Here is a 25,588-nt window from a genome sequence, read left to right as displayed (position 1 = left end):
GTGACATAGCCATCCAATGTGTTGATTCCTTTTACTTTTTTCTCAATCATCGTCCTCGTTAACTCAGGTTCATTTGCCAAGTGTAAATATGTAAATAAAATTAGCCCTTCATAAAAATAATTGTATTCCTCTGGAAGTGGTTCTTTTACTTTCATAACCATTTCTTGTGCCCAAGCTTCTTTTGCTGTAGGTGTAACAATAGCTCCGGCTGCTTCATATTCATCGTCCGTGAAGCTTGAACCAAGGCCGGCGCCTGTTTCCACGTATACGTCATGTCCGGCGTTTTTCAATGTTACTACTCCAGCTGGCGTCATTGCTACCCTGTTTTCATTGTTTTTTATTTCCTTAGGTACCCCTATTTTCACCTCAAAACCTCCCTGTACTTTTTAGGCGATCGCTACAACCTGTAACAACGGTTAACGAAAACGATTGATTACATCCAAACCACCGGTGATTTCAAAAACAGTTCCCGTGATCATATCAGAGTCCTGATCACATAAAAACAAAATCATCCGGGCGATATCTTCACCGGTTCCAGATCTCCCTATTGGTGTCTGGTCATCATATTTCATCCGGCTTTTTGCGATTGTTGATTCCTTCATTTCCCCTTCAATATTACCCGGACAAACCATATTTGCCGTGATTTGGTACTCCGCTTCCTCAAAAGCTACCGATTTGGTCAATGAAGCCAAGCCACTTTTAGCGGCCGCAAACGCCGAGCGGTATATCCAGCCTGAAGCTGTATTTGCACCTTGAAATCCGTAGTTGACAATACGCCCAAATCGCTGCTTACGCATATATGGAACCGTTAATTTTAATAAATAAAAAATGGCATCCAAATTTCCATACATCATTTCATGCCATTCATCTTCCGTATAATCAAGCAATTTTTTACGTTCAAAAATAAATGGGCCGGCATTATTAATCAGATAATCAACACCCCCATATTTGTTTACTGCTTTAGTCACCAACTGTTCAATGCTTTGTTTATCCGTAACATCGGCTTGCACAATATTTAATGCATCTTGATAGGAGGAAAGGTTCTGTTTTACCTGCATCGCCTTTTCCTTATTGCTATGATAAGTTGTTGTTACATGATGACCATGTTGCAAGAATAATTCGGTTACCATTCTTCCCAAACCGGAAGTTCCTGCTGTTATCAGTGCATGCCCCAAATTTTCCCCTCCCTTTCAATAAGAACACCTATATTATGAATCGAATTATACCATAAGATTGCGGCCAATCAAATAAAATTGAAAACAGCATCTGTCGTCCCATTGTAAAAATCCACCCCGAAAAGCGGGATGGATTTGATCAACTTATTTTTTCTGATTGTTAAACGTGTGGATACTTCTGTTATTGGATAAATTATCCTTATCCTCAATTACACCGCTTTGATAACTTTCAATCAATTGATTTTGTACCGCTTCAATACCCTTTTTATCCTCAATAAACTTATTGCTCTTTCCCAATAAAATCACCTCCAAAATTAGTATGTGTTAAAGGCGACGATCCATAGGTTATTTTTAAATCCATTATTAAACAAGATTACCATACACAAAAATGGGGTATAGACGTATAGATGAAAAAAGGGGGAGTTACTCATGGATTTTGCATATAAGCATATTGTTGTTGCCCTGGATGGTTCCGATGCGTCTGATGCAGCGTTTAAAAAATCACTGGATATTGCCAAACGAAATGATTCCCAGCTCATTCTTACCCATATTGTTGACTCTCGTACATTCGCCACAGCGGAGGCATATGATAAAACCCTTTCTGAGCGTGCAGAACGCTATGCAAACGATTTACTGAATGGCTATTCAAAAAAAGCAAGGGCAGCTGGTGTCGAAAATCTGGCACATTGCATTGAATATGGTTCACCCAAGGTAAAAATCGCAAAAGATGTCGCTGCCGCATATGAAGCAGATTTAATCATTTGTGGCGCAACCGGATTAAATGCGGTGGAACGATTTCTTATTGGCAGTGTTTCTGAAAGCATCACCCGTTATGCCAATTGTGATGTATTGGTGGTACGATAATTGGATGTACTGTTACAATGCTTCCTGTCCCGGACGCTCTTATTATAATAAACAAAAATAAAACGCTCCTTTTATTAAAGGCAGCGTTTTTTCTTCAATTCTTATTTAGTTCGTGAACAACATGGGGAAGCTCGGGAATGATTAATTTATTCATTGCCAGTCTAACAGCCCCTGTCGATCCTGGTGTGGAAAATAGTGCTGTACCTTCAATCGTGCCGGCAATTGCCCGTGAAAGAATTGCTGGCGATCCGATATCTTCTTGATAACTTAGCATCCGAAAAATTTCTCCAAAGCCGCTTATTTCTTTATGCAACATTCCTTTAACCGTTTCAATCGTCACATCACGCGCTGAAATGCCTGTCCCGCCGTTCAACAAGATAACTTCAATATTGGCATCTTGCACGCCTCTTTCCACCATCGTTTGAATGGCTATTTCATCATCCGTTACAATTTCCGCAAACTTCACATGATGACCTGCCTGTTCAAGCAGTTCTGCCATTAGCTTTCCACTTTTATCCGTCTCTTTCGTACGCGTATCACTAACTGTAATAATCATGCAGTTTACTTTTTTATGTGCAACCTGATGTACCATTGTCTGTCCCCCATATTCATTATCCCTGCATATTTTCGAATCATGTTGTCAAGCGTACCGTATCACGCGCAATCATTACCTCTTCGTTTGTTGGAATGATGAGGACCTTTACTGGTGAGTGCGGATAATTGATAAAGGTTTCTTTTCCATGTACATTGTTTCGTGCCGGATCCCAGTATACTCCCATAAATTCCAATCCGGTTAATACCTTTTCGCGAATTGTTGTACTGTTTTCACCAACTCCTGCAGTAAAAATAATTGCATCAACACCAGACATCCTGGCAGCATATGAGCCTAAATATTTATGAATTCTTGCCGCAAAAACCTCCAAAGCCAGTTCCGCCCGATCATTCTCATCCTTTTTTTCCTCAATGTCACGTAAATCACTTGAAAACCCGGATAATGCAAGCATTCCACTTTGTTTATTGAGAACGTTAATAACCTCCTCAGCAGTTTGTCCGGTTTTTTCCATGATGTAGGGAATAAGCGCCGGGTCAATATTACCGGAACGAGTTCCCATGGTAACACCAGCAAGTGGGGTAAAGCCCATCGATGTATCAATTGATTTTCCTTTATCAATTGCTGTGATACTTGCACCATTTCCCAGATGGCAGGAAATAAGACGCAACTGATCCAACGGTATTTCCAATAACTCTGAAGCCCGCTGCGAAACATATTTGTGTGATGTACCGTGAAACCCGTATTTACGGATTCCGTATTGCTCATAATATTCATATGGCAAACTATATAAATACGACCGTTCCGGCATGGTTTGATGAAAAGCAGTATCAAATACCGCAACCATTGGGACATTTGGCAGTACTTCCCGGAATGCTTGAATTCCCAGTAAATTGGCCGGGTTATGCAATGGAGCCAATTCAGATACTGCTTCAATCTGCTGAATTACTTCATCGGTTATTTTCACCGAGTCTGTAAACCGTTCCCCACCGTGTACTACCCTATGACCAACTGCACCAATCTCGTCCAGTGACTGAATGACTCCAGAAGTTTTTAATTGTTCCAATAACCATTTAACTGCGGCCTCATGATCCGGTAGATCCCCGGCCATTTTTTCCTTTTCCCCATTAATTTCGTAGGTGAATATCGAATCAGAAAGCCCAATACGTTCAAATAACCCTTTGGCCAATACATGTTCCTCCGGCATTTGAATTAACTGAAACTTCAACGATGAACTTCCTGCATTAATTGCTAAAATAAGCATATTGTTTAACTCCTCACATTTAAATAATTCGCAAACCAGCTGTTCATTTGATCCAATATATCATTCATTGCTTTGGTATTTTTGAATGATGGTAAATGAACAAGCAACGGCTGTTTTGGTGTGCTTGTTTGTTGGCCTTTTTTCTGTAAAACCAATAAACTTTTTCCGTTTTTATCTGATTTAACTGCACTATCCGGTAAACGCAGCACCCCAACAATATGGGCGTGTTGCTGTAGATACGCATGCAGTTTATCTGATTGATCACTATCAAACAAAAAATCAGGAATGACAAAAATTAAATAACCCGCTTCTTTCGTATAGTTCATGCTTTGTTCAATAAACAAATGATGTGCATAGGAATGACCCTGTTCGGCATGTAATTCATACTCATTTGCCCGCAGATCATCCGGATAATATCCCACCGGCAAATCGGCAACAACCAGGTCAACAGGATCCAGCAAAAACGGACGCAAACTATCCTGATGAAAGAATTCAATCGGTTCCTCGTACAGATTTGCAGTTACCAGGGCAAGTCTGATTAAAGTTGGATCTATTTCACTGCCGAATGCCGTTGTTTTTTTCTTTACCTGTTTTATTACTGTGGACAGTAAGCTCCCTGTCCCACAGGCTGGATCAAAAACACGTAATGTCTCCTTACCCGCAAACAACTTTTCAGCCAGATAGGCGATCAATAATGACACAGTCTCCGGGGTCATGAAATGTTGTTGTTGGGTGGAATTTCTCATACCTTTTAAAATAGCAAACTCGATCGCTGTTTTTATTTCCTCTGGTTTATAATAATCAAGCTCGATATCTTGAATGAACTGTTGTATTTTTTGTTTTTGAATATCATCGCTTGTGTTTACATCATTATTGAAAAGACATTCAAGCACGATTACCAGGCTGTCCAAATAAGGTTCATTTTCTTGTTGCTGGATATTTTCTACTGCATCATCGATTAATGCAAAAAGTGTTTCCATATTTGTTTTTTTCATATGTTTTTCCTCCGATCCTAGCCCTTAAACGTTCCTATTGTACCAAAATCCGAGGGGGGATGTACAAAAATTGGAGGTATTTTTTCGATCTGAGGGCTCTTCTCAAAAAAATCTCTCCAGCTAGCAGCAAGAGAGACTTTTTTCATTATTTCGCAGCTTTAACGGCTTCCAATGCCTTGTCATAATCGGGATGATTCGTTACTTCGTCGACATATTCAACATATGTAACCGTATTGTTTGAATCAACCACAAAAATGGCCCGCGCCAATAACCGAAGTTCCTTGATTAATACGCCATATTTCTCTCCAAAATCAGCATCGCGATGATCTGATAATGTGTCAAGATTTTTAATACCGTTTGCTGCGCACCAACGGTTTTGTGCAAAAGGCAGATCCATACTAATCGTTAATACTTGAACACCTGGAATTTTATCAGCCTCTTCATTAAAGCGTTTGGTTTCTGCAGAACATACCCCTGTATCAACTGATGGTACGGATGCAATCAATTTAACTTTTCCCTGATAGTTATCCAGTGATACCTCCTGCATATCATTGGATAATACCGTAAAGTTTGGTGCACTATCCCCTACCTTAATTTCCGTTCCAAGAAGTGTGACAGGATCTTGAGCGAATGTGACATTTGCCATATGAATCATTCCTCCTTATTCATTGTCTTCACTTCTTATTATGGATAATCCTTAGATAGGTGTCCATTATCTTGCCCGTCGAAATAACAACATTTTTGTGAACCTACCATTAAGCAGGACAATACGCATTTATATATCATAAATGGATTGTTCCTTTTCGGACTTCTCTTCCTTTTGCTGTTTCTCTTCTTTCTGCCCCTTTTGTTCTTTTTGTTTGGATGATTTTTTTGAACTACCGGATTCGCGAATCATTTGCTGAATTTTTTCCACCACTTGTGGGGCAAACTCAAGCATTTTTTCAACCAAATGCGTATTCCCATCCAAATGAACCATCTTGATACCTTTTGCACTAACGATTAAAAAAGCAACGGGTGTGATGGACACTCCTCCGCCACTTCCTCCACCAAACGGCAGGCTATCTTGTCCACTACTACTGTCACCACCACTATCACTGTCGTCTTGATCGGATCCTTGACTTTTTCCGTTAAATTCACTACCACCTGCAGCAAAACCAAATCCGACTTTTGAAACAGGTATAATCACACTTCCGTCGGGTGACTCGACCGGATCACCGATAATTGTATTGACCTCAACCATATCTTTCAGGTTTTCCATTGCTGTTGTCATTAGGCCTTGAATTGGATGTTCCGCCATTTTATAATCCTCCTTCTTAAATGAATGATTCCCTTTCTCTTTTTCGAAACGATGACTTTTGGATCGCTTTAAAAAACGCGTGTATAGCTTGTCCAATTCTAATCGATACCATACAATCAAATTCGGAATATACATATTTCCGATTAAACTCAGGTACAACACCAAAGTCCGGTGAACATTTCAGTTGGCTCCATTGATCTAACATACCGACCACCATTCCTTTTGTTGCCCATACACCTCCAGTTGCCATCCCTGTCGTACTAGCATCACCTGTCCCAATACGCGTATGCCACTTGAGTTGATGGAAATATACTTTATCTAGGAATGTCTGTGCTATCGTAACCATGTCTCGAATGGATTCAAAAAAGTGTCTAATGGCGGATTGGATCATTTCAAGTTTTTCACGGATATCCTTATTAACTAATTTCTGCTCCCATCGATTAGTTGTTTCCAATTGTGCCAAATCGATTTCTTTGGTAAAGAAGCGAATCCCGTAAAACCGAAATTGCAAAGTCAATCGCTGTTTTTGGTTACTGCAGGTTAATGAACAGGTAATATGTACCCGTGAAAATAACAGGATTATAAAAATAATGACTAACAATATCCCTACAATAATCCATACCAAAGCTATCGACTCCCCATAATGGAAATTTTATTCATTCTATTTCTATTTTGATACATCATTACAGTTTTTAACCAGTAAAACGATAATCAACCAGCTCACACGCTTGAAACTGGAGTGCCTTTAGCTATTAATAGAAATAACAGCAACAACATGATACACTTACATTGTGAATACCGCTTGTTACGAACTAAGTCGGCAATTTACTATATAAACCATATAACTACTCTAAATGGAGGCAATGACTAACATGCCAAACCGTAAAAACATCTATTTCTATTATAATCAAGCACCAAATATAGAGGATACATTAACACCATTATTTGACTTAGCCCAAAAAAACGGCTTTACTATTGTCACGGAACCGAAAGATGCAAGCATTATTATTAGTATTGGCGGAGATGGAAGCTTTTTACAGGGGGTACGTAAAACAGATTTTCGCCAAGATTGTTTGTATGTGGGAATTACCCGCTCAGATGAATCTGGCCTTTATTGTGATTTTAATTTGGATAGCTTTGACGATATACTTGATACCATAGAGAATGCCGAAGTGGAAGTACGCAAATTCCCGGTCATTGACGTGCAAATTAACCAAGGGACGACATTTCATTGTTTAAACGAGGTCAGTGTACGTTCTACTATTATTAAAACAATCGTTATCGACGTGCAAATCGATGACCATTATTTCGAAACATTTCGCGGAGATGGATTAATTATTGCTACACCTACTGGATCAACCGGTTATAACAGGTCAACCAACGGTGCGGTAATTGATCCCAAAATACCATGTTTTCAAGTATCAGAGCTCGCCTCTCTTAACAACAACCGCTATCGTACACTTGGTTCATCATTTGTGCTTAACAGTGATCGTAAATTAACCTTGGATATTGTACAAGATGGCAACGACTATCCGATTATTGGTCTGGACAATGAGGCTTTTCCTGTAAAGAACATCCAAAATATCACTGTAACCTTGAGCGACAAGGTAATCAAAACGGTAAAACTAAAAAACAATTCCTATTGGGATCGTGTAAAACGAACATTTTTATAAAGTGAAACTTCATTAAGTGGGGGTTTCCTTGCCCCCACTGAAAACCGGACATTTACCGGCAGTTGTTCCTCGCTTATTTGCCCTCATTTGATCTTGAAATCTTGAAGCAAGGGTCTCATGCGAAATAAAACATTAGAAACAATAAGAGGACTATCCTAATAGGACAGCCCTCAAGCCAAATCATATTGAATTGTTGTTATTGATGACCCCCAAATTGTTGCTCGGCCATTGTTACAAGACGTTTTGTAATTTCTCCACCTACAGAACCGTTAGCGCGGGAAGTAGTGTCAGCACCAAGATTTACACCAAATTCTTGAGCAATCTCAGTCTTCATTTGATCCAATGCTTGTTGTACACCAGGTACAACCAATTGGTTTGAGTTGTTAGAAGCCATTGTTCCTCACCTCCTTGGTACCTATAGAATGTGTAACAAGGAAGGCAAACATACAGGTTTTCTATTGGTAGTTCCTGTTAGTTACAAACCAATTTACCAGTGAGTTAATCTTTTGGATTGGAATACACACTTAAAGCAATCCATCAAATTCCTGCATTGTATCCAACTTACCGGTCATCCTGACTGTTTCCGAGTTCTGAACAGCTTCATGAAGCATTTCTGTAACATCCATTTGCCCTTCAAAATAATTAACCTTTTCCCTTGATGGTCTTGTTTTGGGTGATTTCGGTACAAAAATGGTGCAGCAATCTTCATACGGTCGAATCGAGATATCATACGTATTAATCCGGCGGGAAATCTGGATGATATCATTCTTATCCATCGCAATTAACGGCCGCAGTACTGGCAAACTGGTTACTTCATTAATAGCATGCATACTTTCCATTGTTTGGCTTGCGACTTGTCCAAGACTTTCCCCTGTAGTGATCGAAAGAATATTTTCTCGCTCGCAAAGCATTTGGCTAATACGGAACATCATACGCCGCATAATTGTCATCGCATATCCATCAGGCATTTCCCGGAAGATATGCTGCTGGAGTTTTGTAAATGGTATAACATGAACCTTGACGGAATTGCCGTATTCCGTTAATTTGCTTGCCAAATCCAAAACCTTTTGCTTTGCCCGCTCACTCGTGAATGGTGGGGAATGAAAATGAATGGCTTCGATTTCAACACCGCGTTTCATTGCCAAATACCCAGCAACAGGACTATCAATTCCACCGGATAACATCAGTAAAGTCTTTCCCGACGTGCCAACTGGTAATCCTCCCAAACCCGGAACAACGCTAGATGTAATATAGGTGGCTTCAGTACGGATTTCGACCTTGATCTCCAAATCCGGATGATGAACATCGACCGTATAACCGGACGTATTGCTTAACAAGTGCCCACCAATAACCTGATTCATTTGCTGTGACCGGATCGGGAAATTTTTATCAATTCGTTTTACGGAAACCTTGAACGTCTTTACATCATTACTGTTCACTAACGCATATAAGGCCGCATCTTTTATTTGTTGTTCCTCATTTTCCACTTTAATCGCCAGACTCAAACTTTGAATACCAAAAATTTGTTTGCATTTTGCAATAATCGGTTCCGGATCCTGTCCATTTAACTGCACAAACATTCTTCCTTGTGTCCGTTTCACCTTTACTTTGGGATAATCATGCAATTTTTGCTGGATATTCTCCTGCAATTTCACAATAAATTGTTTAATGTTTTTTCCTTTTAAAGCCATTTCACCGTAACGAATTAGTAAGTGATCAAACTCCATGTATATCTACTCCAGTACTTCTTTAAGTTGTTTAATTGCATTATCTAACGTTTTGACGAACGTGGCCAATTCTTCCATTGTCGTATCATACGATATACTTATCCGTAAAGCAGATGTTGTCCGTGCTTTATCCAAATCACAAGCGGCTAAAATTTTACTTTCATCCGTTAGTTTGGAAGAACAAGCTGATTTGGTTGAGATATAGATTTCCTGCTCCCCAAGCATGTGAATCAAAACCTCAGGCTTTAACCCGGGAACAGAGAAATTGATAATATGTGGTGCAGCCTGTTCGGGTGTGTTGATGATAACACCATTGAGTTTACCTAACTCGCTGCGAAGATATTTGTTTAGCTTGTACAATTTCGTAGCATCATTTTTTTGTTTAACCATTATTAACCGGAGTGCTTTGGCAAGCGAAACAGCACCGGCCAAATTTTCCGTGCCGGATCGGACAGCGTGCTCCTGATTACCACCATGAATTAAGGGAAACAACCGTACATGCTTATTCACATAAAGGATACCCGTTCCCTTTACCCCGTGAATTTTATGTCCGGACATGGTACAAAGATCAATTCCACTCTCCGCAAGCTGTAACGGTAGTTTGCCCAACCCTTGTACATCATCCACATGGAACATTAATTTGGGATATTGCTTTGCGATCTGCCCAATTTCTTCAACTGGCTGAATAGATCCAAGCTCATTATTGACATGCATGACAGTGATGAGAATCGTGTCATTTCGAATCGCTTCTTTTACGTCCGTTATAGATACTACACCATTTTGATTTACAGGTAAATACGTAACCTCAAACCCTAATTTTTCCAATGATTGACATGTTTCCAGAACTGACGGATGCTCAATTTCTGTTGTAATGATATGTTTGCCTCTTTCATGATGCTGCAAAGCGATTCCTTTTAGCGCCGTATTGTTCCCTTCTGTTCCACCTGACGTGAAAATAATTTCACCCGAATCAACATGTAATAACTGTGCCACCTGCTCCCTTGCTTTCATTAACAGCTTTTCTGCTTCCCCCCCAAATTGATGTATTGAAGAAGGGTTGGCAAAAAAGGTTTCCGAAACTTGCTGAAAACTTTTTAATACTTCTGGATGGGGTTTTGTTGTTGCACTATTATCTAAATAAATCATCATTCTAACCTCTTTTTATGGAAAATAGATAAGGCTGACTCAAAAGAAAAGAAGTTTAATCTTCCATTCCATAAGACAGCCTTCTGTATTATTAATACGTGACTTCTTCCTGACTTGCTTCAATTCGCTTTAACGCATCGGGGTCAATTTCTTCCAAAGCTTTTGCAGCCTGCTCCAATGATAATTCATATTCGTACGATCTAAACAGCCGTTCCGCTTCCGCTAATTTCGCTCCCAACAACGGATACTTGCTTCGATACCGGTTCGCATATTGGATGACCTGCTCTGTTAAATATGCTTGATCCAACATGAGATCTGTTTGTTCCACAAGTGCATTTATTTCGTTCTTTGCTTCTGCCAGGGCATATTGAACTTCTGTGACATCCAATGGCTGCTTTTCCAATGCCTTTAATACTTGCATATTTTTTTCATTCGCTGTTTCCGCCATTCCCCAAATAAAAGCAGGTACACCCGGGACATTACTTTTATTCAGTCTTCTTATCGTATCATTCAATTCAGCCTTTATATTCGCGAGTTCTTCTTTCGCTTCCAATTCGTCCTTTCGTAAATTGCGGATGCGTTTTTTAAAGTCCTCATGTGCAGCCTGTATTGAGTCGATTTGTTGGAATCCCGCCTCGACGATTTCACGTAACTCGGCATGAGATTTGGTATCATTTTCTATTTCATTCGACAACTCATTTAGTTGGTTTTTTAGCTGGGTAATGGAATTTGCCAAAGTTAAATATTTTTCCATATCATCATCTTCAAAGTAATAGGCTTTTTTTAGGGATTCTACTTCTGTCTTTGTTTCCAGAAATGATTGATCCAGCTCCTGAATTAAGCGTCCATAGTTGGGAACTTGCGTCTCGATATAATTTTTTGCGATTGCTTCCTTTTCCAGAAGTGTATACATTTCTTTCATACGTTCTTCCAGTTCCGGAATTAGCGATTTTGCCTCTTCCAAATTCCCTTTGTCCAACAGACGAACACAGTCAGCTAACCGTTGCTGGTAATTATAAATTTCTTTTTCAAACCCGAGATGTTCTACACGATAGCCATCTTGTTTCATACTCTTTAAACCGGCATATAACTCATCTAACTGGGCAGGCAGTTCTTGTTTGCAGGCTTTATAAATAGACGGGAAAGCCTCCATTTGTTCTTTTAGCGTTGCCAATTCCTGTTTCAGCATGTCAACAACTTGCTGTGCTTCATAATAATCGCCGGAATTCGTCAAAGTGTAATAACTTGTCAGCTTTTCTTCCAGTTCATCTAACGCCAGCTCAAAATGGTTCTCTGCTTTACCATACTGATAACGATATTGGGACAGCTTTTTCCGCAGTGCCTTTATTTCCGGTTCCATTTGTTCTACTTCCAACCGGCTTGTTTCCTCGGAATCAAGTAACTGTTCCAATTCCTGTACGATCTGTTCAATATTTGCTTCAATCGATGTTAATGTTTGTTCAGAAACACGTAAAATTTTCTTGGCTTTTGAGAAACGGTACCTGTCAGCAGCTTGTTCGGCATCAAGCAAATGTTCTTCAATGTCAGGTAGTTCCTTGGTTACAACCGATTCCCAGCGTTCTTTCCATGTTTCAAATTTCTCCTGGGTTTCACCTGATAAATTTAAACTTTTAATTCGTTGAAGTTCAGCTGCAACATTCCGGTTTAAAATATCCATTTTCCAGCTTTCTTGCTGGTCCACAACATCATATACCCGTTTTCGTAAAATAAGGCCAACAATAATTAAAGCGATGATAACCAATATTGTTCCAATGATAACTGCCATACGAGACCTCCTAGCCATGATTCTTTCCTGTATAAGAGGATATTTCCATAGTAAAATATCTTGAAAAACAGGTATTATTTTAATTTATATAGGTTCATTCAATTATTAATATACTTATGATACCATGTAAACGGCAATTTTGGCTAAAAAAAATCAAATAAATTAATGATTTGACAAATTTTTTCTTGAAAAGCAGGAAAAAGAACATGGCTTGTTCATTTTATCCTCTGTTTTTAATCCTGTACAATATAATCCAGCCAATCGTGGATGATTCGTACATATTTTCTGACAAACGCGGTATGTGAGAATTCGCCAACGACTTGATTTTTCCATTCGTTTTGTAAAACGTACGGAGTGATCAGCATTCCCTTTAACTGCATTAATAAAAATTGCTGATCCGGTTTTTGCTTTTTGTTCAATATCGAATAGAAGGTATTGCTTATATAGTGATTTTCTTTAGCGATGTACGTAACCGCCATTTCTCTGACAAATACGGAGTCAAGAGAGAGTTCACGTAAAATAAAACAAGAAAATTGATGATTCTTTTGCCGATACTGTATAATGGTTTCAATAAGTTTTTTCAATCTGGTTATTGCAGAATCGTTCTCGGATGCCTGTAACGTTTCTTCTATCAACTGAAGGTATAATTCATAGTATGTTGTTACTCCATGTTCCAGGAGACCTTGTTTACTTTTAAAATAATAACTTATGAGTGATACGTTAACACAGGCCTTATCAGCAATATCCCGAACTGAAGTACCGTGAAACCCCTTTTGAAAAAACAAGGAAGAAGCAGCATCCATAACTTTTTGTTTTGAGGGATTATTTTTCAATGTACTCATGTACTCATCTCCTTATTTCCTATTTACGACAAAGTGAACGAATATCCTGCAATTTCTTCTCGACATTTCCCGCTGAATAATGTCGAATATACCTATTGAGGAAAGGAAAATGACCTATGTTTCAAGCACAAACTTATTCCGGAAGTAAACAAGAAGATTACGAATTAGTACTCAAACAACTGCAGGCATTATCAGAGGGAGAAACAGATCCAATCGCAATCATGGCTAACGCATCCGCTTTGTTAAACCAATTTTTAACTGATGTCAATTGGGTCGGATTCTATCTTTGGAAGGAAGATGAACTGGTTCTTGGGCCATTTCAAGGACTGCCTGCCTGTATCCGGATTCCATATGGCAAAGGTGTTTGTGGAACTGCATTAAAAGAACGTACCACCCAGCGTGTTGCCGATGTCAATCAATTCCCTGGACATATCGCTTGTGATAGTGCCAGCAGGTCGGAGATTGTTGTACCCTTGATTATTGATGATGCACCATATGGGGTACTTGATATTGACAGTCCAATCCCCCACCGTTTTGACGAAACAGACGAACAATATATTGAAAAATTTGCCAGGATAGTAGAGGAATTTTTAAGTGTGAAATAAAAGCAATAACTGCAGCCTTTCCATAAAGCTGCAGTTATTCTACTTTTAAAATACTCGGATTATTTCCTCCCTTTTTTAAATAACCACCTGTACATTGTTTAAATACCTTCCTATCAGGAAATAATTAATAGAAAATCATTGACTTTGACCGATTAAACTTATATACTATGCTTTGTGTAAAATAAAAGCGGCCTATGTGAACCACGTATGTTATCATTTTGTTCCTTTGGGATATATCCCCTAAAAGGTGTATCGTGTAACTCTCTGCTGCTGGAGCGATGGTACATGAAAACAAAATGAGCAGGCGGAGGAACACGGTTTTTATTTTTATGCAAAATTTATATAAAGGAGGAAATGTCTAATGGCACGATTTACTGGATCTGTATGGAAAAAATCCCGTCGTCTTGGCATTTCATTAACTGGAACTGGTAAGGAATTGGATAAACGCCCTTACGCTCCTGGGCAACATGGCCCGAACCAACGCAAGAAAGTTTCCGAATATGGCTTGCAACAGCAAGAGAAGCAAAAACTTCGCTTCCTGTACGGCTTGAATGAGCGTCAATTTAAAAATACATTCAACCAGGCTGGTAAAATGAAAGGTGTCCATGGTGAAAACTTCATGATATTACTTGAATCCCGCTTGGACAACATTGTATTCCGCCTTGGTTTAGCTCGTACACGCAGTCAGGCACGTCAGCTGGTAAACCATGGTCATGTTACAGTCGATGGTAAACGTGTGGATATCCCATCATACCGTCTAAAACCAGGTCAAGTTATCGGCTTACGTGAACGTTCACGTAACCTCGACATCGTAAAAGAAGCCATCGAAGTAAATAACTTTGTACCGGAATATCTAACCTTTGATGAAGATAAATTGGAAGGTACGTATTCCCGTTATCCGGAACGTTCCGAGCTTCCAGCAGAAATCAATGAAGCGTTAATCGTTGAGTTCTACTCTCGTTAAGCATTTGGACTCAGAAGCTTTCCCCCTTGGGCACATTGCATCCCAGGGGGTTTTTATCATTCAATATAAAAATATAGTTTTCATGAATCAAGCGGGTACCCCATTATGGATACCCGCTTTTATTAAATCATGCATTAGCGGTTTGTAACCCCCCACTCCCTGTTTTTAGTTACTCTCACTGATAGAGGTTGGGGGAGCCCATTAATGCGTGATAAATTCATGGCACTATGTGCGTTTATTACTCCATTTATAAAGCCAAATTAATGGAATGATAATGACAAAGGGCAAGCCAATAATTAAAAATGAAAAAGGGATAAGATACGTGCTACTATCAAAAATACCAAAAAAATCATCTATATCCGTTTCCACACCTGAAAGAGCAGCATCCGATATCATTCTTGCAAAAAATATCATTACAAAACCAGCTATAGTCAAGGAAAGTCCAAAATTAAAAGCTCTGTATAACATAAAAACCACCTCTAAATAACAAATTAGTCAATATCCTTTTCATCAAGTAATTGTTAGTTCAGAATCTGTTATCATGTTAAGACCAACCTCAATATAACCGGCAATGGTGATACAAAAGCGTCTGAACTACATTCAATGATAAAGGTCCATTTTACTGATACTGAACCAAAAAGTACTTTTTCTTCCCTCTTCGAATGATCGTAAACGTATCCTCAATCCGATCGTCCGCAGTAAGTGTGTATTGCATATCCTGGTTTCGCTCGCCATTAATATAGATCGCACCATTCTTGATGTCTTCCCTTGCCTGCCGTTTAGACGAAGAAATAGATGCATTTACCAACAAGTCAATTAACCCGATGTCCTCTTTCTCCATATCATATGTTGGTACATCTTTGAATCCTTGTTCAATATCCTTTGCAGACAGTTGTTTTAAATCCCCACTGAATAAGGATGCTGAGATTTTTTGCGCCTGTTCCAGAGCTTCCTGGCTGTGTACCATCCTCGTGACTTCTTCAGCCAGTCGTTTTTGTGCTACACGATTTTCCGGATGGTGCTGAACCTCCTGTTGCAATTGCTCAATCTCATCTTGCTGCAAAAAGGTAAAGTATTGTAAAAACTTGATGACATCACGATCATCGGTATTAATCCAGAACTGATAAAATTCATATGGGGTTGTTTTTTCCGGATCAAGCCATATCGCTCCACCCGCCGTTTTTCCAAACTTGGTACCATCCGCTTTCGTAATAAGCGGTACTGTCAACCCAAAAACGTTTATCTCCTCATCTGCTTGTCCATTTGTCCGGCGGATTAATTCCATTCCCGCTGTAATATTACCCCATTGATCACTGCCACCAATTTGCAGGCGACAATCCTCTTGCTCGTATAATTTAAGAAAATCCAACGATTGTAAAATCATGTAACTGAATTCTGTATACGATATTCCTTGTTCAATTCGCGCTGAAACCGATTCTTTGGCAAGCATATAATTAATGCCAAAATGTTTCCCGGCATCACGTAAGAAATCAATCACTGTCATACTCGCCAGCCAATCATGATTGTTTCGGGCAACTGCTGCATTATCACCATGATCAAACTCAAGGATATGAGCCAATTGCTGTTTAATACGGTCGCTAAATCCTTTGACAACCGCGGCCTCATTTAATGAGCGCTCAGTTGAACGACCACTTGGATCACCAATCATCCCGGTTCCACCACCGATTAAAGCTATGGGTCTGTGCCCTGCTTCCTGAAATCGTTTCAACATCAGGATGGGAACCAAATGACCAATGTGCAGACTGTCTGCCGTTGGGTCAAAGCCAGCATATAATGTTACTTGATTGTTTTGTAAATAGTCTTGCAACCCTTCAAAATCGGTTGTTTGTTGAATGAGTCCTCGATTTTGTAAATCATCCAAAATATTCATCGTATTTATCGATTCTCCTTTGTGCATATTGATCTTTGAATAAATAAAAAAATCCCATCCCTTAGAAAATAAGGGACGAGACTCTTGACTCGCGGTACCACCCTTGTTGCACAAAATGCACCACTTTGGGGTTGTTAACGATGGATACACCGTTTTCCAGGTGGATACCAGGATCCACCGGAAAAAAGCTCCAGATTGTAATTCGTTTGGCAAATATATACCAGTTCCCACCACCACTGGCTCGCTTAAACAGGGATTTGCCTCACTACTGCGATCTTTCCTAGCTTTATACATATATTATTATTTACTTTTATCATATCAGCAGGTAAATTGCAACTATTTGATCTTTCATGTTGGTTTAATCCTGTAATATTTCGTGTTACCCTTGTACTTCATATTTTACCACAAAAACATAAGTGTTTACGAAAAATCTATTATTCTTTATTCTACTTAAAATACACCTATGCTATAATGAAATTTAGGAGGTCATATTGTGAACCAATTCAAACAATTGCTTCAAAAATACAATCAAAAATTCAAAGAGTATTGGAGGACGGGAAAGCTCCAACGATCCTCCCGCGTTACATATGATGTTGTTTGGAATGTTATCTTGTTTTTTATTATTGTTGGGATAATAGGCGGTTTCTTTGCTTTCGGGATTGGCGCAGGATATTTTGCCTCGCTCGTGAAAGATGAACCAATTCGCAGCCATGCAAGTATGGAAAAAGATATTAACAACTATGAGGAAACATCCAGACTTTACTTTGCCGATAACAAATATATTGGCGAGATCCAATCAGATATACATAGGGATGAGGTAGATTTAAAAGATGTCTCCGATGCACTAATAAATGCTGTTATCGCGACAGAAGACGAGAATTTTAAACAGCATAAAGGGGTTGTTCCAAAAGCGATAGTCCGGGCACTTGTTCAAGAGGCAACCAATTCCGATGTGAAGACGGGTGGCAGCACGTTAACCCAGCAACTAATTAAGAACCAAATATTAACAAACGAAGTATCATTTGAACGAAAAGCAAAAGAAATATTATTATCATTGCGCCTGGAGCGTTTCTTTACTAAAGACCAAATTCTTGAAGCCTATTTAAATATCATTCCCTATGGCAGGGATGCATCCGGTCAAACGATTGCAGGAATTCAAACGGCTGCACAGGGGGTTTTCGGCATCGATGCCAAAGATCTGAACTTACCGCAATCTGCTTATTTAGCCGGGCTGCCACAAAGTCCTTCCTACTACACACCATTTTTAACGAATGGGAAGAAAAAAAAGAAGGAACACTTACAGCCTGGAATCAAACGGATGAAATCAGTGTTAAAACGGATGTATGAAGAAAAATATATTTCCAAGAAGGAATATGAAAAAGCGATCGATTATGACATCACAGCTGACTTTACCAAGGCAAAAAAATCATCGCTGGAAAAGTATCCTTATTTAACTGTAGAAATTGAGACACGAGCAAAAAAAATCATTGCCAAAAAATTAGCCAAGTCAGATGGTTACACAAACAAGGATCTGCAAAAGGACAAAAAGCTGCGTAAAGAATATATGATTTTGGCTGACCGCGATTTACGACAAAAAGGATATGAAGTCCATTCGACGATTGATAAAAAAACGTACGATGCCTTCCAAAAAATCGTTAAGGAATATGATACCTATGGACCGGACAAACCGGAAACCGTCACAGATGAAAATGGCGAAGAAGTTCAAATCATGGAACCAGTACAGGTAGGCGGAATGTTAATCGAAAATAAAACTGGCCGAATCATTAGTTTCGTTGGCGGCCGGGACTACGATAATAGCCAAGTCAATCACATAACCAAAGCAGCTAAAAGGCCAAATGGAAGTACCATGAAACCATTACTTGTATATGGCCCGGCAATGGAAAAAGGAGTTATCCAGCCTGGTACGCCAATTTTGGATTATAAAATGTCCGGTAGTTACAGTCCGAATAACTATGCAGGTGGTTACCACGGAATCGTATCGGCACGTCAAGCATTGGCACAATCTCATAATATACCAGCAGTGAAAATTTACCAAAAAATTATTGGTGACGATCCTGCCAGTGAATATTTGGAAAAAATGGGAATCACCACCTTGACAGATGGGGATCACGAATATGAATCATTGGCACTTGGCCAGCCAACAGATGGGATTAGTATCGAGGAAAATATCAATGCTTATACAACATTTGGCAATAACGGCAAGTTTGTCGATGCCTATATGATTGATAGCATTACTACCAAGGATGGGGATGTCATTTATAAACATAAAAAAAGCAAGCCAACAAAAGTATTTTCACCGCAAACAAACTATCTGACACTTGATCTCATGCGTGGGGTCATTAAAAATGGTACAGCAACCTACTTAAATTCCCAATTAGCAAACCCCGGTGTAGATTGGGCAGGTAAAACAGGTACATCGCAAAACTGGGAGGATACCTGGTTTGTTGCGACAAATCCGAATGTAACATTTGGAACATGGATGGGTTATGATCATCCAAAGAGCCTGAAGTGCAGTGGCTGTTCCCTTGGCTACAGTGATCGTAATGTCAAGTTGTGGGCAAAGCTTGTCAATAAAGCAGCGGAGATTAATCCAGATTTAGTTACACCACAAAACCATTTTAAAAAGCCAAATAACATTGTATCCAAAAGTTATTGTGAACCATCCGGTATGTTGCCATCGGATGCATGCGAAAAAGCCGGTCTGGTTAATTCGGATATCTACAACGCTAAATATGTACCCAGCCAAACAGATGATAGTTTAATCAGTAGTCGCGGAGGAATTGCCTTTAATCCGGAATTTTTAAAGCGAAACGGTTATGACGTGTATAACGATTTATCTATTTTGTATCCAAGGACAAATCGGGAAAAATGGGAGAAAATTGGTACCCACGGTACGAGCAGTAAAAACGGTAATAAAGAAAAGAACAATGATGATTAAAAAAGAGTGGGTGGACATTCCTCCCATTCTTTTTTTGTACTACCCCATTGTAACAATTTTGACAAATGCATCGGCAAATCTGTCAAAACATTGATCACTTTGCTAAAAATTCATAAAACAATCCTGTATACTGGAACTATAGCATTCTTTAAAACAATAAAAAGGTGGTGAGTAAATGAATCATACAAAGGTATATCATGCCATAACAAAGGATACACCGCACGGGATGATTACAATTGAAGGACCGCTTCCATCAACAGAATTGAAGAAATACCAATTTCATAATGATTTAACCGCATTTCGTCCTGCCGATAAACAATTTGCAGCTATATTGGAGATTGCCGATTTTCTGGAGGGCAGACTGATCATTGCCAGGACGGAAGATACAATTATTGGTTATGTCACTTATCTGCATCCTGATCCATTGGAACGGTGGTCAACATTTAATATGGATGACCTCATTGAGCTGGGGGCAATTGAGGTTATCCCAAAATATCGTGGAGCAAAAATCGCTTCCAGTTTACTGGAGGTTTCCATGATGGACGATTATATGGAAAATTATATTATTATCTCAACCGAGTATTATTGGCATTGGGATTTGGATGGCACGAAACTAAGTGTCTGGGGATATCGCAACATTATGGAAAAAATGATGGCAGCCGGTGGACTTTCCCCTGCACCAACAGATGATCCTGAGATTATCTCGCACCCGGCCAACTGTTTAATGGTTCGGATTGGTAAATATGTACCAGAGGAATCAATTGCCCGATTTGATACATTACGTTTTTTACAACGCCATCAACACCGTACAATGAGAGGAGGATTTTAATGCTTGTCGAAAGTATTATGACGAAAAATATACAAACACTGCCACCAGATGCAACTATTGCCGAAGCTTTACAGCTATTACAACAATACCATATACGCCATATTCCGATCACCAACGAAAAAAACCATGTCATTGGAATCGTATCGGATCGGGATATTCGGGATGCGAGTCCATCTGTTTTTAGTAAATCCGCAGTCCAATCGGAATTACAACATGAATTGCAATCTATTATGAGTCAGCCGGTAATTACCATTCATCCGCTTGATTTTGTTGAAGAAATAGCCAGTATCTTTTATGAGAAAGAATTTGCCTGTCTTCCTGTGGTAAGCAATAATGAACTTATCGGAATAGTAACTGAAAAGGATATGCTTCATACGTTAATTCAACTAACCGGGACAAATGTACAAAGTTCCCATATTGAACTAAAGGTTCCACACCGCCCTGGTATCTTACCCGAAGTTACAGCAATATTTGGCAAACATAAAACCAATATTACATCTGTACTTGTATACCCATATCATGATGATCCGAATTATAAAATACTTGTCTTTCGCATCCAAACAATGAACCCGGTTCCGGTCATTGAGGATTTACGAAAAGCGGGTTATGAGCTGTTATGGCCAAACCATATGGCAGGGCCAACGCGATGACTTGCAACGCTTCTTTTGTGTTTTCAGATAGCTATTTAAATTATCATTTTCACTCGGATCATCCTTTTAATCAACTGCGGGTAGTATTGGCAAAAGAATTATTGGAAGCCGTTAATACACTTCAACCCTCCGATATGATTGAACCAAGACAGGCAACAGACGCGGAACTAGAATTATTTCATGATAAAGCATATATTCAGGCGGTGAAACAAGCAAGTACAGGTAAATTACCTGAAGAAAAAGGATTGGAATTTGGTCTTGGAACCGAGGATACACCCGTGTTCACCAATATGCATGAGGCCTCCAGCATGCTTGTCGGCGGATCTTTAAATGCTGTGGATGCGGTACTGGAAGGGAAATCAACCCACTCCCTTAATTTAGGTGGCGGACTGCACCACGGTTTAAAACGAAAGGCATCGGGTTTCTGCGTTTATAATGATGGTGCCATCGCTATTAAATATTTACGAAAAAAATACGATGTGAAGGTCCTCTATGTGGATACAGATGCACACCATGGGGATGGAGTACAATGGGCCTTTTATGAGGATCCAAATGTTTGCACACTAAGCATTCACGAAACCGGACGTTACCTATTTCCCGGCACTGGTAATGTTAATGAACGCGGAATTAAAGCGGGACATGGCTATTCATTTAATCTTCCTGTTGATGCATTTACAGAAGATGAATCTTTTTTACAGGTTTATGAATCTGCATTTGAGGAAATATGCGCCTTCTTCAAACCTGATATTATTGTCACACAGAATGGTGCTGATGCGCATGCGTACGATCCATTGACACATCTCTGTACGACAATGACTGCCTACGAAAGAATACCAATGTTGGCTCATAAAATGGCTCACGAATATTGCAATGGAAACTGGGTCGCCTTAGGTGGTGGCGGTTACGATATGTGGCGTGCTGTCCCCAGAGCATGGGCGCAAGTATGGAATGTCATGAAAACAGGCCAGCCGCAGACAGGTAAGATACCCGATATGTGGCTTAGAAAGTGGCAGCCACAAGCACCGGTTACATTACCGCAATACTGGCATGACGAGCCATCCATTGTTCCGGAAATACCAAGAAGAGCAGAGATCACCGAAAAAAACGCAAAATTTTTATTAAGTGCCTTGAAATATACGAAACAGAAATAATCAACAAATATATTTAAAGGGAGATGGAATATTCCCCCTCCCTTTCACTCATCCAATTGTTCTTGATTGTCATCAAGGTTTTATGTAAAAAACGGTTTCCCGGAATCACGAATCACCGCTTCTCCGGAATCAAATAAAATACTATCCTGTAAAACCAGTACAACCCCACGTTCAGTCGGCATCCTTGCTTCCTCCATTTGTCAATATTGCCAGCATGATCATGATAAAGCCAAGTGTAATGCGATCGGGGTTAATAGATCCCGTTTTTTCATCTCTATCTCTCCAAATCTGGATGAATCTTAGAGGGGCATCTTCCGGACAGTTCCTTGTATGTCCGGAAATATAACATCCCTCTAAATAATTATATCGGCATTATTTTCGATTTGTTGAGTCCCGCTGAATAATTCGATGTGGTAAAACCACTTTTTTCTCGCTTACTTCTTCTTTATTCATATATTTTGTTAACAGTCGCATTGCTACAGCACCAATATCATACATTGGCTGAACAATCGTTGATAAAGTTGGACGAACCATTGTCGCAATCCTGGTATTATTAAATCCAAACACTTCGACATCCTCAGGAACGTTCAGTCCTTTATCCTGTACCCCATGAATAACTCCTAATGCCATTTCATCCGATGCCACGAATATTGCGGTTGGTTTATTGTCGAGCGACAGAAAATGATCCGCAGCTTCAATACCTGAATCATAGGTGAAATCACCTTCCACCACATACTCCTCGTTCACAGTAACCCCTGATTCCTTTAGTGCCCGTACATAACCGTCGTGCTTAAGTTGGTTTATGAGTGTTCCATCACGTCCTGATAAAAAGGCGGGATGCTGATTACCCTGATCCAATAAAAACTTTGTCGCTTCGTATGAAGCAGCCTCATAGTCAATATTTACTGATGGGATGGTTTCTGTTTCATCGAATGTACCTGCCAGTACAACCGGAACAGATGAGGATTGAAACTGGTTTACATGTTCCTCAGTTATATCTCCACCCATGAACAAAATCCCGTCAACCTGTTTTCCCAGCATCGTATTGATTAACTGCAGTTCTTTGTCTTTGTTTTGGTCAGAATTACTCAAAATCATATTGTACTTGTACATTGTCGCAATATCCTCAATTCCCCTTGCCAACTCCGCAAAAAAGATGCTGGAAATATCCGGAATAATTGCTCCTACCGTTGTCGTCTTTTTACTTGCCAATCCACGGGCAACAGCATTGGGGCGATACCCAAGCCGTTCAATTGTAGCCAACACTTTTTTTCGTGTTACAGGTTTCACATTCGGATTTCCATTCACCACACGTGAAACAGTCGCCATGGATACGTTTGCTTCTCTTGCTACATCGTATATTGTAATATTCATTTGTTAAAAACCTCCTGAAATTAAACTAACGTTGTCACGTTCTAAAATGTATATACCTTACTCTACCACAAAATAAAGATTTAAAAAATAAAAAGGCTGATCAAAATCTCGATCAGCCTTTTTTGAAGACTAAAAAAGTATAAAGTGAACCTTCATTCAAAAAAACCTGTCAAAATAATTGTAAGTGCGGCTGCTTAAGAATGAACGGCCTGTGTCGAAAATTTCTCCAGCTCATCCATGAATGAATTAAATGTTGGAATATCCATTTGCTGAGCCGAATCGGACAAGGCAACAGCAGGATCAGGGTGTACCTCAGCCATCACACCGTCTGCGCCAATTGCCAATGCTGCTTTGGCAGTTGGAAGTAATAAATCCCTGCGACCTGTAGAATGGGTAACATCGACCATGACAGGTAAATGGGTTTCTTGTTTTAAGATTGGTACAGCGGAGATATCCAACGTATTTCTTGTCGCTTTTTCATATGTTCGAATTCCTCGTTCACAAAGTATAATATTACCATTACCACGAGAAATGATATACTCAGCAGCGTTAATAAATTCCGATATCGTTGCTGATAAGCCACGTTTTAATAAAATTGGTTTATTCACATCACCGGCCGCCTTCAGCAATTCGAAGTTCTGCATGTTTCGAGCACCGATTTGGATGACATCAAGGTAGTCCACTGCCTGTTCGATATGAGCCGGATTAACGATTTCACTGATAACCGCCAAGTCATGCTCATCAGCTACCTGTTTAAGGATTTGTAACCCTTCAATTCCAAGCCCTTGGAAATCATATGGCGATGTTCTCGGCTTAAATGCCCCACCTCTAAGCAGCTTAACACCCCTTTGTTTAACTGCTGCCGCCACTTCACTTGTTTGTTCATAACTTTCCACTGCACATGGCCCAAAGACAAAATGTGTTTGTCCATCTCCTACCTTTTCACCCTTAATATCAATTACTGTATCTTCCGGTTTCTTCTTACGCGATACAAGCAATGCTTTACGATGATCATCCTCTTGCAGTTCAAGACTTGCTTTAAAAATTTCCTTGAAAATATGTTCCACTGTAGTATTTTCAAATGGACCATCGTTGTTTTCAACCAGTTTATTCAGCATCTCCCGTTCGCGAACGGGATCAAAACGGTTCATGCCTTGTTGTTCTTTTATTTCACCAATTTGCTTCACAATGTCAGCACGTTGGTTAATCAGCTTTAACAATTCCAGGTTAACGCTATCCATCGAATCACGCAGTTGTTCCATGTTGTTGTTCATTGTTGATCTCCTCCCAGTTAGTCTAAATAAGATAAAAATTTTAATAATTAGTCACCATTATAGCTAAAATTTTTCTCTTTGTCAGTAAAAAGTTGATATTAATTATTATTTTCTTGCCAACATGGTATTTTACCAATTATAACAACCAGGGGGCTGCCGGTTTAGGCAGCCCCCTTAGTCTTAAAAAGGTTAATTATTTTTTCTTTTCCAATTCATCCGCAGCTTGTTCAATTGCTTCGGCAACTTCTTCCGCTGCTTCTAATGCTTCATCTTCTTTTGTACGTTTTTTCAATTTGTTTTGTACTGATTTCGTTAAATCGGCAGCAGAACTGACAGCCTTGTTTTTTACTTCTGATCCTTTTTCATAGGCAATATCTTTCCAGTCTTCTGCCCGATCCCTCAATTGCGAAGTCCCCTGATTAATATCAAATCTTAGGTCTTTCCCAGATTTTGGTGCATATAGTAATGCTGCTGATGCACCGACAAAACCTCCGATTAATGCCCCAATGATAAAATCCCTCGTGTCAATTGTAGAATTATCTTGTTTTTTTCCCATTCTTTTCCTCCTC

General features: G+C 39.5%; 26 protein-coding genes, 1 pseudogene and 1 other annotated feature. Of the genes and pseudogenes, 8 read left to right on the top strand and 19 right to left on the bottom strand.

Annotated elements, in window-relative coordinates:
- Positions 1 to 23: 23 nt before the first annotated feature.
- From O2S85_RS07210 to O2S85_RS07200, 3 genes and pseudogenes are all read right to left on the bottom strand, one after another.
- Positions 24 to 365: pseudogene (locus O2S85_RS07210) on the bottom strand (alanine dehydrogenase); the annotation flags it as partial.
- 51 nt (positions 366 to 416) lie between these two features.
- The gene (locus O2S85_RS07205; RefSeq protein ID WP_269411991.1) at positions 417 to 1,175 is read right to left on the bottom strand and encodes an SDR family oxidoreductase; all 759 of its coding nucleotides are present in this window, start codon (positions 1,173 to 1,175) and stop codon (positions 417 to 419) included.
- 144 nt (positions 1,176 to 1,319) lie between these two features.
- Positions 1,320 to 1,472 carry a hypothetical protein gene (locus O2S85_RS07200; RefSeq protein ID WP_269411990.1) on the bottom strand — a complete coding sequence of 51 codons (153 nt, stop codon included), beginning with the start codon at positions 1,470 to 1,472 and terminating at the stop codon, positions 1,320 to 1,322.
- 132 nt (positions 1,473 to 1,604) lie between these two features.
- Between O2S85_RS07200 and O2S85_RS07195 the strand changes: the two genes are divergently transcribed.
- Positions 1,605 to 2,039, top strand: a complete 435-nt coding sequence (locus O2S85_RS07195) for a universal stress protein (RefSeq protein WP_269411989.1) — start codon at positions 1,605 to 1,607, stop codon at positions 2,037 to 2,039.
- A 94-nt stretch (positions 2,040 to 2,133) separates the two neighbouring features.
- On the opposite strand, the gene O2S85_RS07190 is transcribed toward O2S85_RS07195, so the two are convergent.
- The 6 genes from O2S85_RS07190 to O2S85_RS07165 all read right to left on the bottom strand — a co-directional run bounded on the left by O2S85_RS07190 (position 2,134) and on the right by O2S85_RS07165 (position 6,773).
- Positions 2,134 to 2,631, bottom strand: coding sequence for a MogA/MoaB family molybdenum cofactor biosynthesis protein (locus tag O2S85_RS07190; RefSeq protein ID WP_269411988.1), 498 nt, complete (start codon positions 2,629 to 2,631; stop codon positions 2,134 to 2,136).
- Between the two features lie 40 nt (positions 2,632 to 2,671).
- Positions 2,672 to 3,853 carry an acetate kinase gene (locus O2S85_RS07185; RefSeq protein WP_269411987.1) on the bottom strand — a complete coding sequence of 394 codons (1,182 nt, stop codon included), beginning with the start codon at positions 3,851 to 3,853 and terminating at the stop codon, positions 2,672 to 2,674.
- A gap of 5 nt (positions 3,854 to 3,858) precedes the next feature.
- Positions 3,859 to 4,848, bottom strand: coding sequence for a class I SAM-dependent methyltransferase (locus tag O2S85_RS07180; protein WP_269411986.1), 990 nt, complete (start codon positions 4,846 to 4,848; stop codon positions 3,859 to 3,861).
- Between the two features lie 145 nt (positions 4,849 to 4,993).
- The gene (gene tpx, locus O2S85_RS07175) at positions 4,994 to 5,494 is read right to left on the bottom strand and encodes a thiol peroxidase (protein WP_269411985.1); all 501 of its coding nucleotides are present in this window, start codon (positions 5,492 to 5,494) and stop codon (positions 4,994 to 4,996) included.
- A 129-nt stretch (positions 5,495 to 5,623) separates the two neighbouring features.
- A complete protein-coding gene (gene ytfJ, locus O2S85_RS07170) occupies positions 5,624 to 6,148 on the bottom strand; it encodes a GerW family sporulation protein (protein WP_269411984.1) in 525 nt (174 codons plus the stop codon).
- Between the two features lie 16 nt (positions 6,149 to 6,164).
- Positions 6,165 to 6,773 carry a DUF2953 domain-containing protein gene (locus O2S85_RS07165; protein ID WP_269411983.1) on the bottom strand — a complete coding sequence of 203 codons (609 nt, stop codon included), beginning with the start codon at positions 6,771 to 6,773 and terminating at the stop codon, positions 6,165 to 6,167.
- A gap of 247 nt (positions 6,774 to 7,020) precedes the next feature.
- Between O2S85_RS07165 and O2S85_RS07160 the strand changes: the two genes are divergently transcribed.
- A complete protein-coding gene (locus O2S85_RS07160; protein WP_269411982.1) occupies positions 7,021 to 7,821 on the top strand; it encodes an NAD kinase in 801 nt (266 codons plus the stop codon).
- A 196-nt stretch (positions 7,822 to 8,017) separates the two neighbouring features.
- Here O2S85_RS07160 and O2S85_RS07155 read toward each other — a convergent pair whose 3' ends face one another.
- The 5 genes from O2S85_RS07155 to refZ form a co-directional block, all read right to left on the bottom strand.
- Positions 8,018 to 8,215 (bottom strand): alpha/beta-type small acid-soluble spore protein, encoded by a 198-nt coding sequence (locus tag O2S85_RS07155; RefSeq protein ID WP_269411981.1) that lies wholly within the window; start codon positions 8,213 to 8,215, stop codon positions 8,018 to 8,020.
- A gap of 130 nt (positions 8,216 to 8,345) precedes the next feature.
- Entirely contained in the window at positions 8,346 to 9,548 is a 1,203-nt protein-coding gene (gene thiI, locus O2S85_RS07150) for a tRNA uracil 4-sulfurtransferase ThiI (protein WP_269411980.1), read from the bottom strand.
- Between the two features lie 6 nt (positions 9,549 to 9,554).
- Positions 9,555 to 10,694 carry a cysteine desulfurase family protein gene (locus O2S85_RS07145; protein ID WP_269412508.1) on the bottom strand — a complete coding sequence of 380 codons (1,140 nt, stop codon included), beginning with the start codon at positions 10,692 to 10,694 and terminating at the stop codon, positions 9,555 to 9,557.
- A 91-nt stretch (positions 10,695 to 10,785) separates the two neighbouring features.
- Positions 10,786 to 12,480 (bottom strand): septation ring formation regulator EzrA, encoded by a 1,695-nt coding sequence (gene ezrA, locus O2S85_RS07140; RefSeq protein ID WP_269411979.1) that lies wholly within the window; start codon positions 12,478 to 12,480, stop codon positions 10,786 to 10,788.
- A 233-nt stretch (positions 12,481 to 12,713) separates the two neighbouring features.
- The gene (gene refZ / locus O2S85_RS07135; RefSeq protein WP_269411978.1) at positions 12,714 to 13,322 is read right to left on the bottom strand and encodes a forespore capture DNA-binding protein RefZ; all 609 of its coding nucleotides are present in this window, start codon (positions 13,320 to 13,322) and stop codon (positions 12,714 to 12,716) included.
- 116 nt (positions 13,323 to 13,438) lie between these two features.
- On the opposite strand from refZ, the gene O2S85_RS07130 reads away from it, so the two are divergent.
- Together O2S85_RS07130 and rpsD are read left to right on the top strand one after the other, a co-directional pair.
- The gene (locus tag O2S85_RS07130) at positions 13,439 to 13,927 is read left to right on the top strand and encodes a free L-methionine (R)-S-oxide reductase MsrC (protein ID WP_269411977.1); all 489 of its coding nucleotides are present in this window, start codon (positions 13,439 to 13,441) and stop codon (positions 13,925 to 13,927) included.
- A 361-nt stretch (positions 13,928 to 14,288) separates the two neighbouring features.
- Complete coding sequence (gene rpsD / locus O2S85_RS07125; protein WP_269411976.1) at positions 14,289 to 14,891, top strand: 30S ribosomal protein S4; 603 nt, start codon at positions 14,289 to 14,291, stop codon at positions 14,889 to 14,891.
- A 225-nt stretch (positions 14,892 to 15,116) separates the two neighbouring features.
- On the opposite strand, the gene O2S85_RS07120 is transcribed toward rpsD, so the two are convergent.
- Positions 15,117 to 15,359 carry a hypothetical protein gene (locus O2S85_RS07120; RefSeq protein WP_269411975.1) on the bottom strand — a complete coding sequence of 81 codons (243 nt, stop codon included), beginning with the start codon at positions 15,357 to 15,359 and terminating at the stop codon, positions 15,117 to 15,119.
- Positions 15,360 to 15,510: 151 nt separating this feature from the next.
- Positions 15,511 to 16,782: a tyrosine--tRNA ligase gene (gene tyrS / locus O2S85_RS07115; protein WP_269412507.1), complete on the bottom strand. Its 1,272-nt coding sequence runs from the start codon at positions 16,780 to 16,782 to the stop codon at positions 15,511 to 15,513.
- Between the two features lie 68 nt (positions 16,783 to 16,850).
- Positions 16,851 to 17,073 (bottom strand) — a binding site (T-box leader).
- A gap of 202 nt (positions 17,074 to 17,275) precedes the next feature.
- Between tyrS and O2S85_RS07110 the strand changes: the two genes are divergently transcribed.
- From O2S85_RS07110 to O2S85_RS07095, 4 genes are all read left to right on the top strand, one after another.
- Positions 17,276 to 19,741, top strand: a complete 2,466-nt coding sequence (locus O2S85_RS07110; RefSeq protein ID WP_269411974.1) for a transglycosylase domain-containing protein — start codon at positions 17,276 to 17,278, stop codon at positions 19,739 to 19,741.
- A 175-nt stretch (positions 19,742 to 19,916) separates the two neighbouring features.
- The gene (locus O2S85_RS07105) at positions 19,917 to 20,570 is read left to right on the top strand and encodes a GNAT family N-acetyltransferase (RefSeq protein WP_269411973.1); all 654 of its coding nucleotides are present in this window, start codon (positions 19,917 to 19,919) and stop codon (positions 20,568 to 20,570) included.
- Positions 20,570 to 21,220, top strand: a complete 651-nt coding sequence (locus O2S85_RS07100) for an acetoin utilization AcuB family protein (protein WP_269411972.1) — start codon at positions 20,570 to 20,572, stop codon at positions 21,218 to 21,220. The genes O2S85_RS07105 and O2S85_RS07100 overlap by 1 nt, the downstream gene beginning before the upstream one ends.
- Positions 21,217 to 22,371, top strand: coding sequence for an acetoin utilization protein AcuC (locus O2S85_RS07095; RefSeq protein WP_269412506.1), 1,155 nt, complete (start codon positions 21,217 to 21,219; stop codon positions 22,369 to 22,371). The genes O2S85_RS07100 and O2S85_RS07095 overlap by 4 nt, the downstream gene beginning before the upstream one ends.
- A 372-nt stretch (positions 22,372 to 22,743) precedes the next feature.
- Here the strand turns inward: O2S85_RS07095 and ccpA are convergent, their stop codons facing one another.
- The 3 genes from ccpA to O2S85_RS07080 all read right to left on the bottom strand — a co-directional run bounded on the left by ccpA (position 22,744) and on the right by O2S85_RS07080 (position 25,575).
- A complete protein-coding gene (gene ccpA, locus O2S85_RS07090; protein WP_269411971.1) occupies positions 22,744 to 23,745 on the bottom strand; it encodes a catabolite control protein A in 1,002 nt (333 codons plus the stop codon).
- Between the two features lie 194 nt (positions 23,746 to 23,939).
- The gene (locus O2S85_RS07085; RefSeq protein ID WP_269411970.1) at positions 23,940 to 25,019 is read right to left on the bottom strand and encodes a bifunctional 3-deoxy-7-phosphoheptulonate synthase/chorismate mutase; all 1,080 of its coding nucleotides are present in this window, start codon (positions 25,017 to 25,019) and stop codon (positions 23,940 to 23,942) included.
- 193 nt (positions 25,020 to 25,212) lie between these two features.
- Entirely contained in the window at positions 25,213 to 25,575 is a 363-nt protein-coding gene (locus O2S85_RS07080; protein WP_269411969.1) for a YtxH domain-containing protein, read from the bottom strand.
- Positions 25,576 to 25,588: the final 13 nt, after the last annotated feature.

The organism is Lentibacillus daqui (genome assembly GCF_027186265.1).
Lineage (GTDB): Bacteria > Bacillota > Bacilli > Bacillales > Amphibacillaceae > Lentibacillus_C > Lentibacillus_C daqui.
Note: the sequence above shows the minus strand (reverse complement) of the source record. Positions and strands in the feature narration are given on the sequence as shown.

Coding starts and splice junctions, on each gene's coding strand:
- refZ (WP_269411978.1), bottom strand. CDS start 13,322: ATGAGTACATTGAAAAATAATCCCTCAAAACAAAAAGTTATGGATGCT.
- O2S85_RS07105 (WP_269411973.1), top strand. CDS start 19,917: ATGAATCATACAAAGGTATATCATGCCATAACAAAGGATACACCGCAC.
- O2S85_RS07100 (WP_269411972.1), top strand. CDS start 20,570: ATGCTTGTCGAAAGTATTATGACGAAAAATATACAAACACTGCCACCA.
- O2S85_RS07185 (WP_269411987.1), bottom strand. CDS start 3,853: ATGCTTATTTTAGCAATTAATGCAGGAAGTTCATCGTTGAAGTTTCAG.
- ytfJ (WP_269411984.1), bottom strand. CDS start 6,148: ATGGCGGAACATCCAATTCAAGGCCTAATGACAACAGCAATGGAAAAC.
- O2S85_RS07145 (WP_269412508.1), bottom strand. CDS start 10,694: ATGATTTATTTAGATAATAGTGCAACAACAAAACCCCATCCAGAAGTA.
- ccpA (WP_269411971.1), bottom strand. CDS start 23,745: ATGAATATTACAATATACGATGTAGCAAGAGAAGCAAACGTATCCATG.
- O2S85_RS07080 (WP_269411969.1), bottom strand. CDS start 25,575: ATGGGAAAAAAACAAGATAATTCTACAATTGACACGAGGGATTTTATC.
- rpsD (WP_269411976.1), top strand. CDS start 14,289: ATGGCACGATTTACTGGATCTGTATGGAAAAAATCCCGTCGTCTTGGC.
- O2S85_RS07095 (WP_269412506.1), top strand. CDS start 21,217: ATGACTTGCAACGCTTCTTTTGTGTTTTCAGATAGCTATTTAAATTAT.
- O2S85_RS07120 (WP_269411975.1), bottom strand. CDS start 15,359: ATGTTATACAGAGCTTTTAATTTTGGACTTTCCTTGACTATAGCTGGT.
- O2S85_RS07160 (WP_269411982.1), top strand. CDS start 7,021: ATGCCAAACCGTAAAAACATCTATTTCTATTATAATCAAGCACCAAAT.
- O2S85_RS07155 (WP_269411981.1), bottom strand. CDS start 8,215: ATGGCTTCTAACAACTCAAACCAATTGGTTGTACCTGGTGTACAACAA.
- thiI (WP_269411980.1), bottom strand. CDS start 9,548: ATGGAGTTTGATCACTTACTAATTCGTTACGGTGAAATGGCTTTAAAA.
- tyrS (WP_269412507.1), bottom strand. CDS start 16,782: ATGAATATTTTGGATGATTTACAAAATCGAGGACTCATTCAACAAACA.
- O2S85_RS07130 (WP_269411977.1), top strand. CDS start 13,439: ATGTTTCAAGCACAAACTTATTCCGGAAGTAAACAAGAAGATTACGAA.
- ezrA (WP_269411979.1), bottom strand. CDS start 12,480: ATGGCAGTTATCATTGGAACAATATTGGTTATCATCGCTTTAATTATT.
- O2S85_RS07190 (WP_269411988.1), bottom strand. CDS start 2,631: ATGGTACATCAGGTTGCACATAAAAAAGTAAACTGCATGATTATTACA.
- tpx (WP_269411985.1), bottom strand. CDS start 5,494: ATGGCAAATGTCACATTCGCTCAAGATCCTGTCACACTTCTTGGAACG.
- O2S85_RS07085 (WP_269411970.1), bottom strand. CDS start 25,019: ATGAACAACAACATGGAACAACTGCGTGATTCGATGGATAGCGTTAAC.
- O2S85_RS07180 (WP_269411986.1), bottom strand. CDS start 4,848: ATGAAAAAAACAAATATGGAAACACTTTTTGCATTAATCGATGATGCA.
- O2S85_RS07195 (WP_269411989.1), top strand. CDS start 1,605: ATGGATTTTGCATATAAGCATATTGTTGTTGCCCTGGATGGTTCCGAT.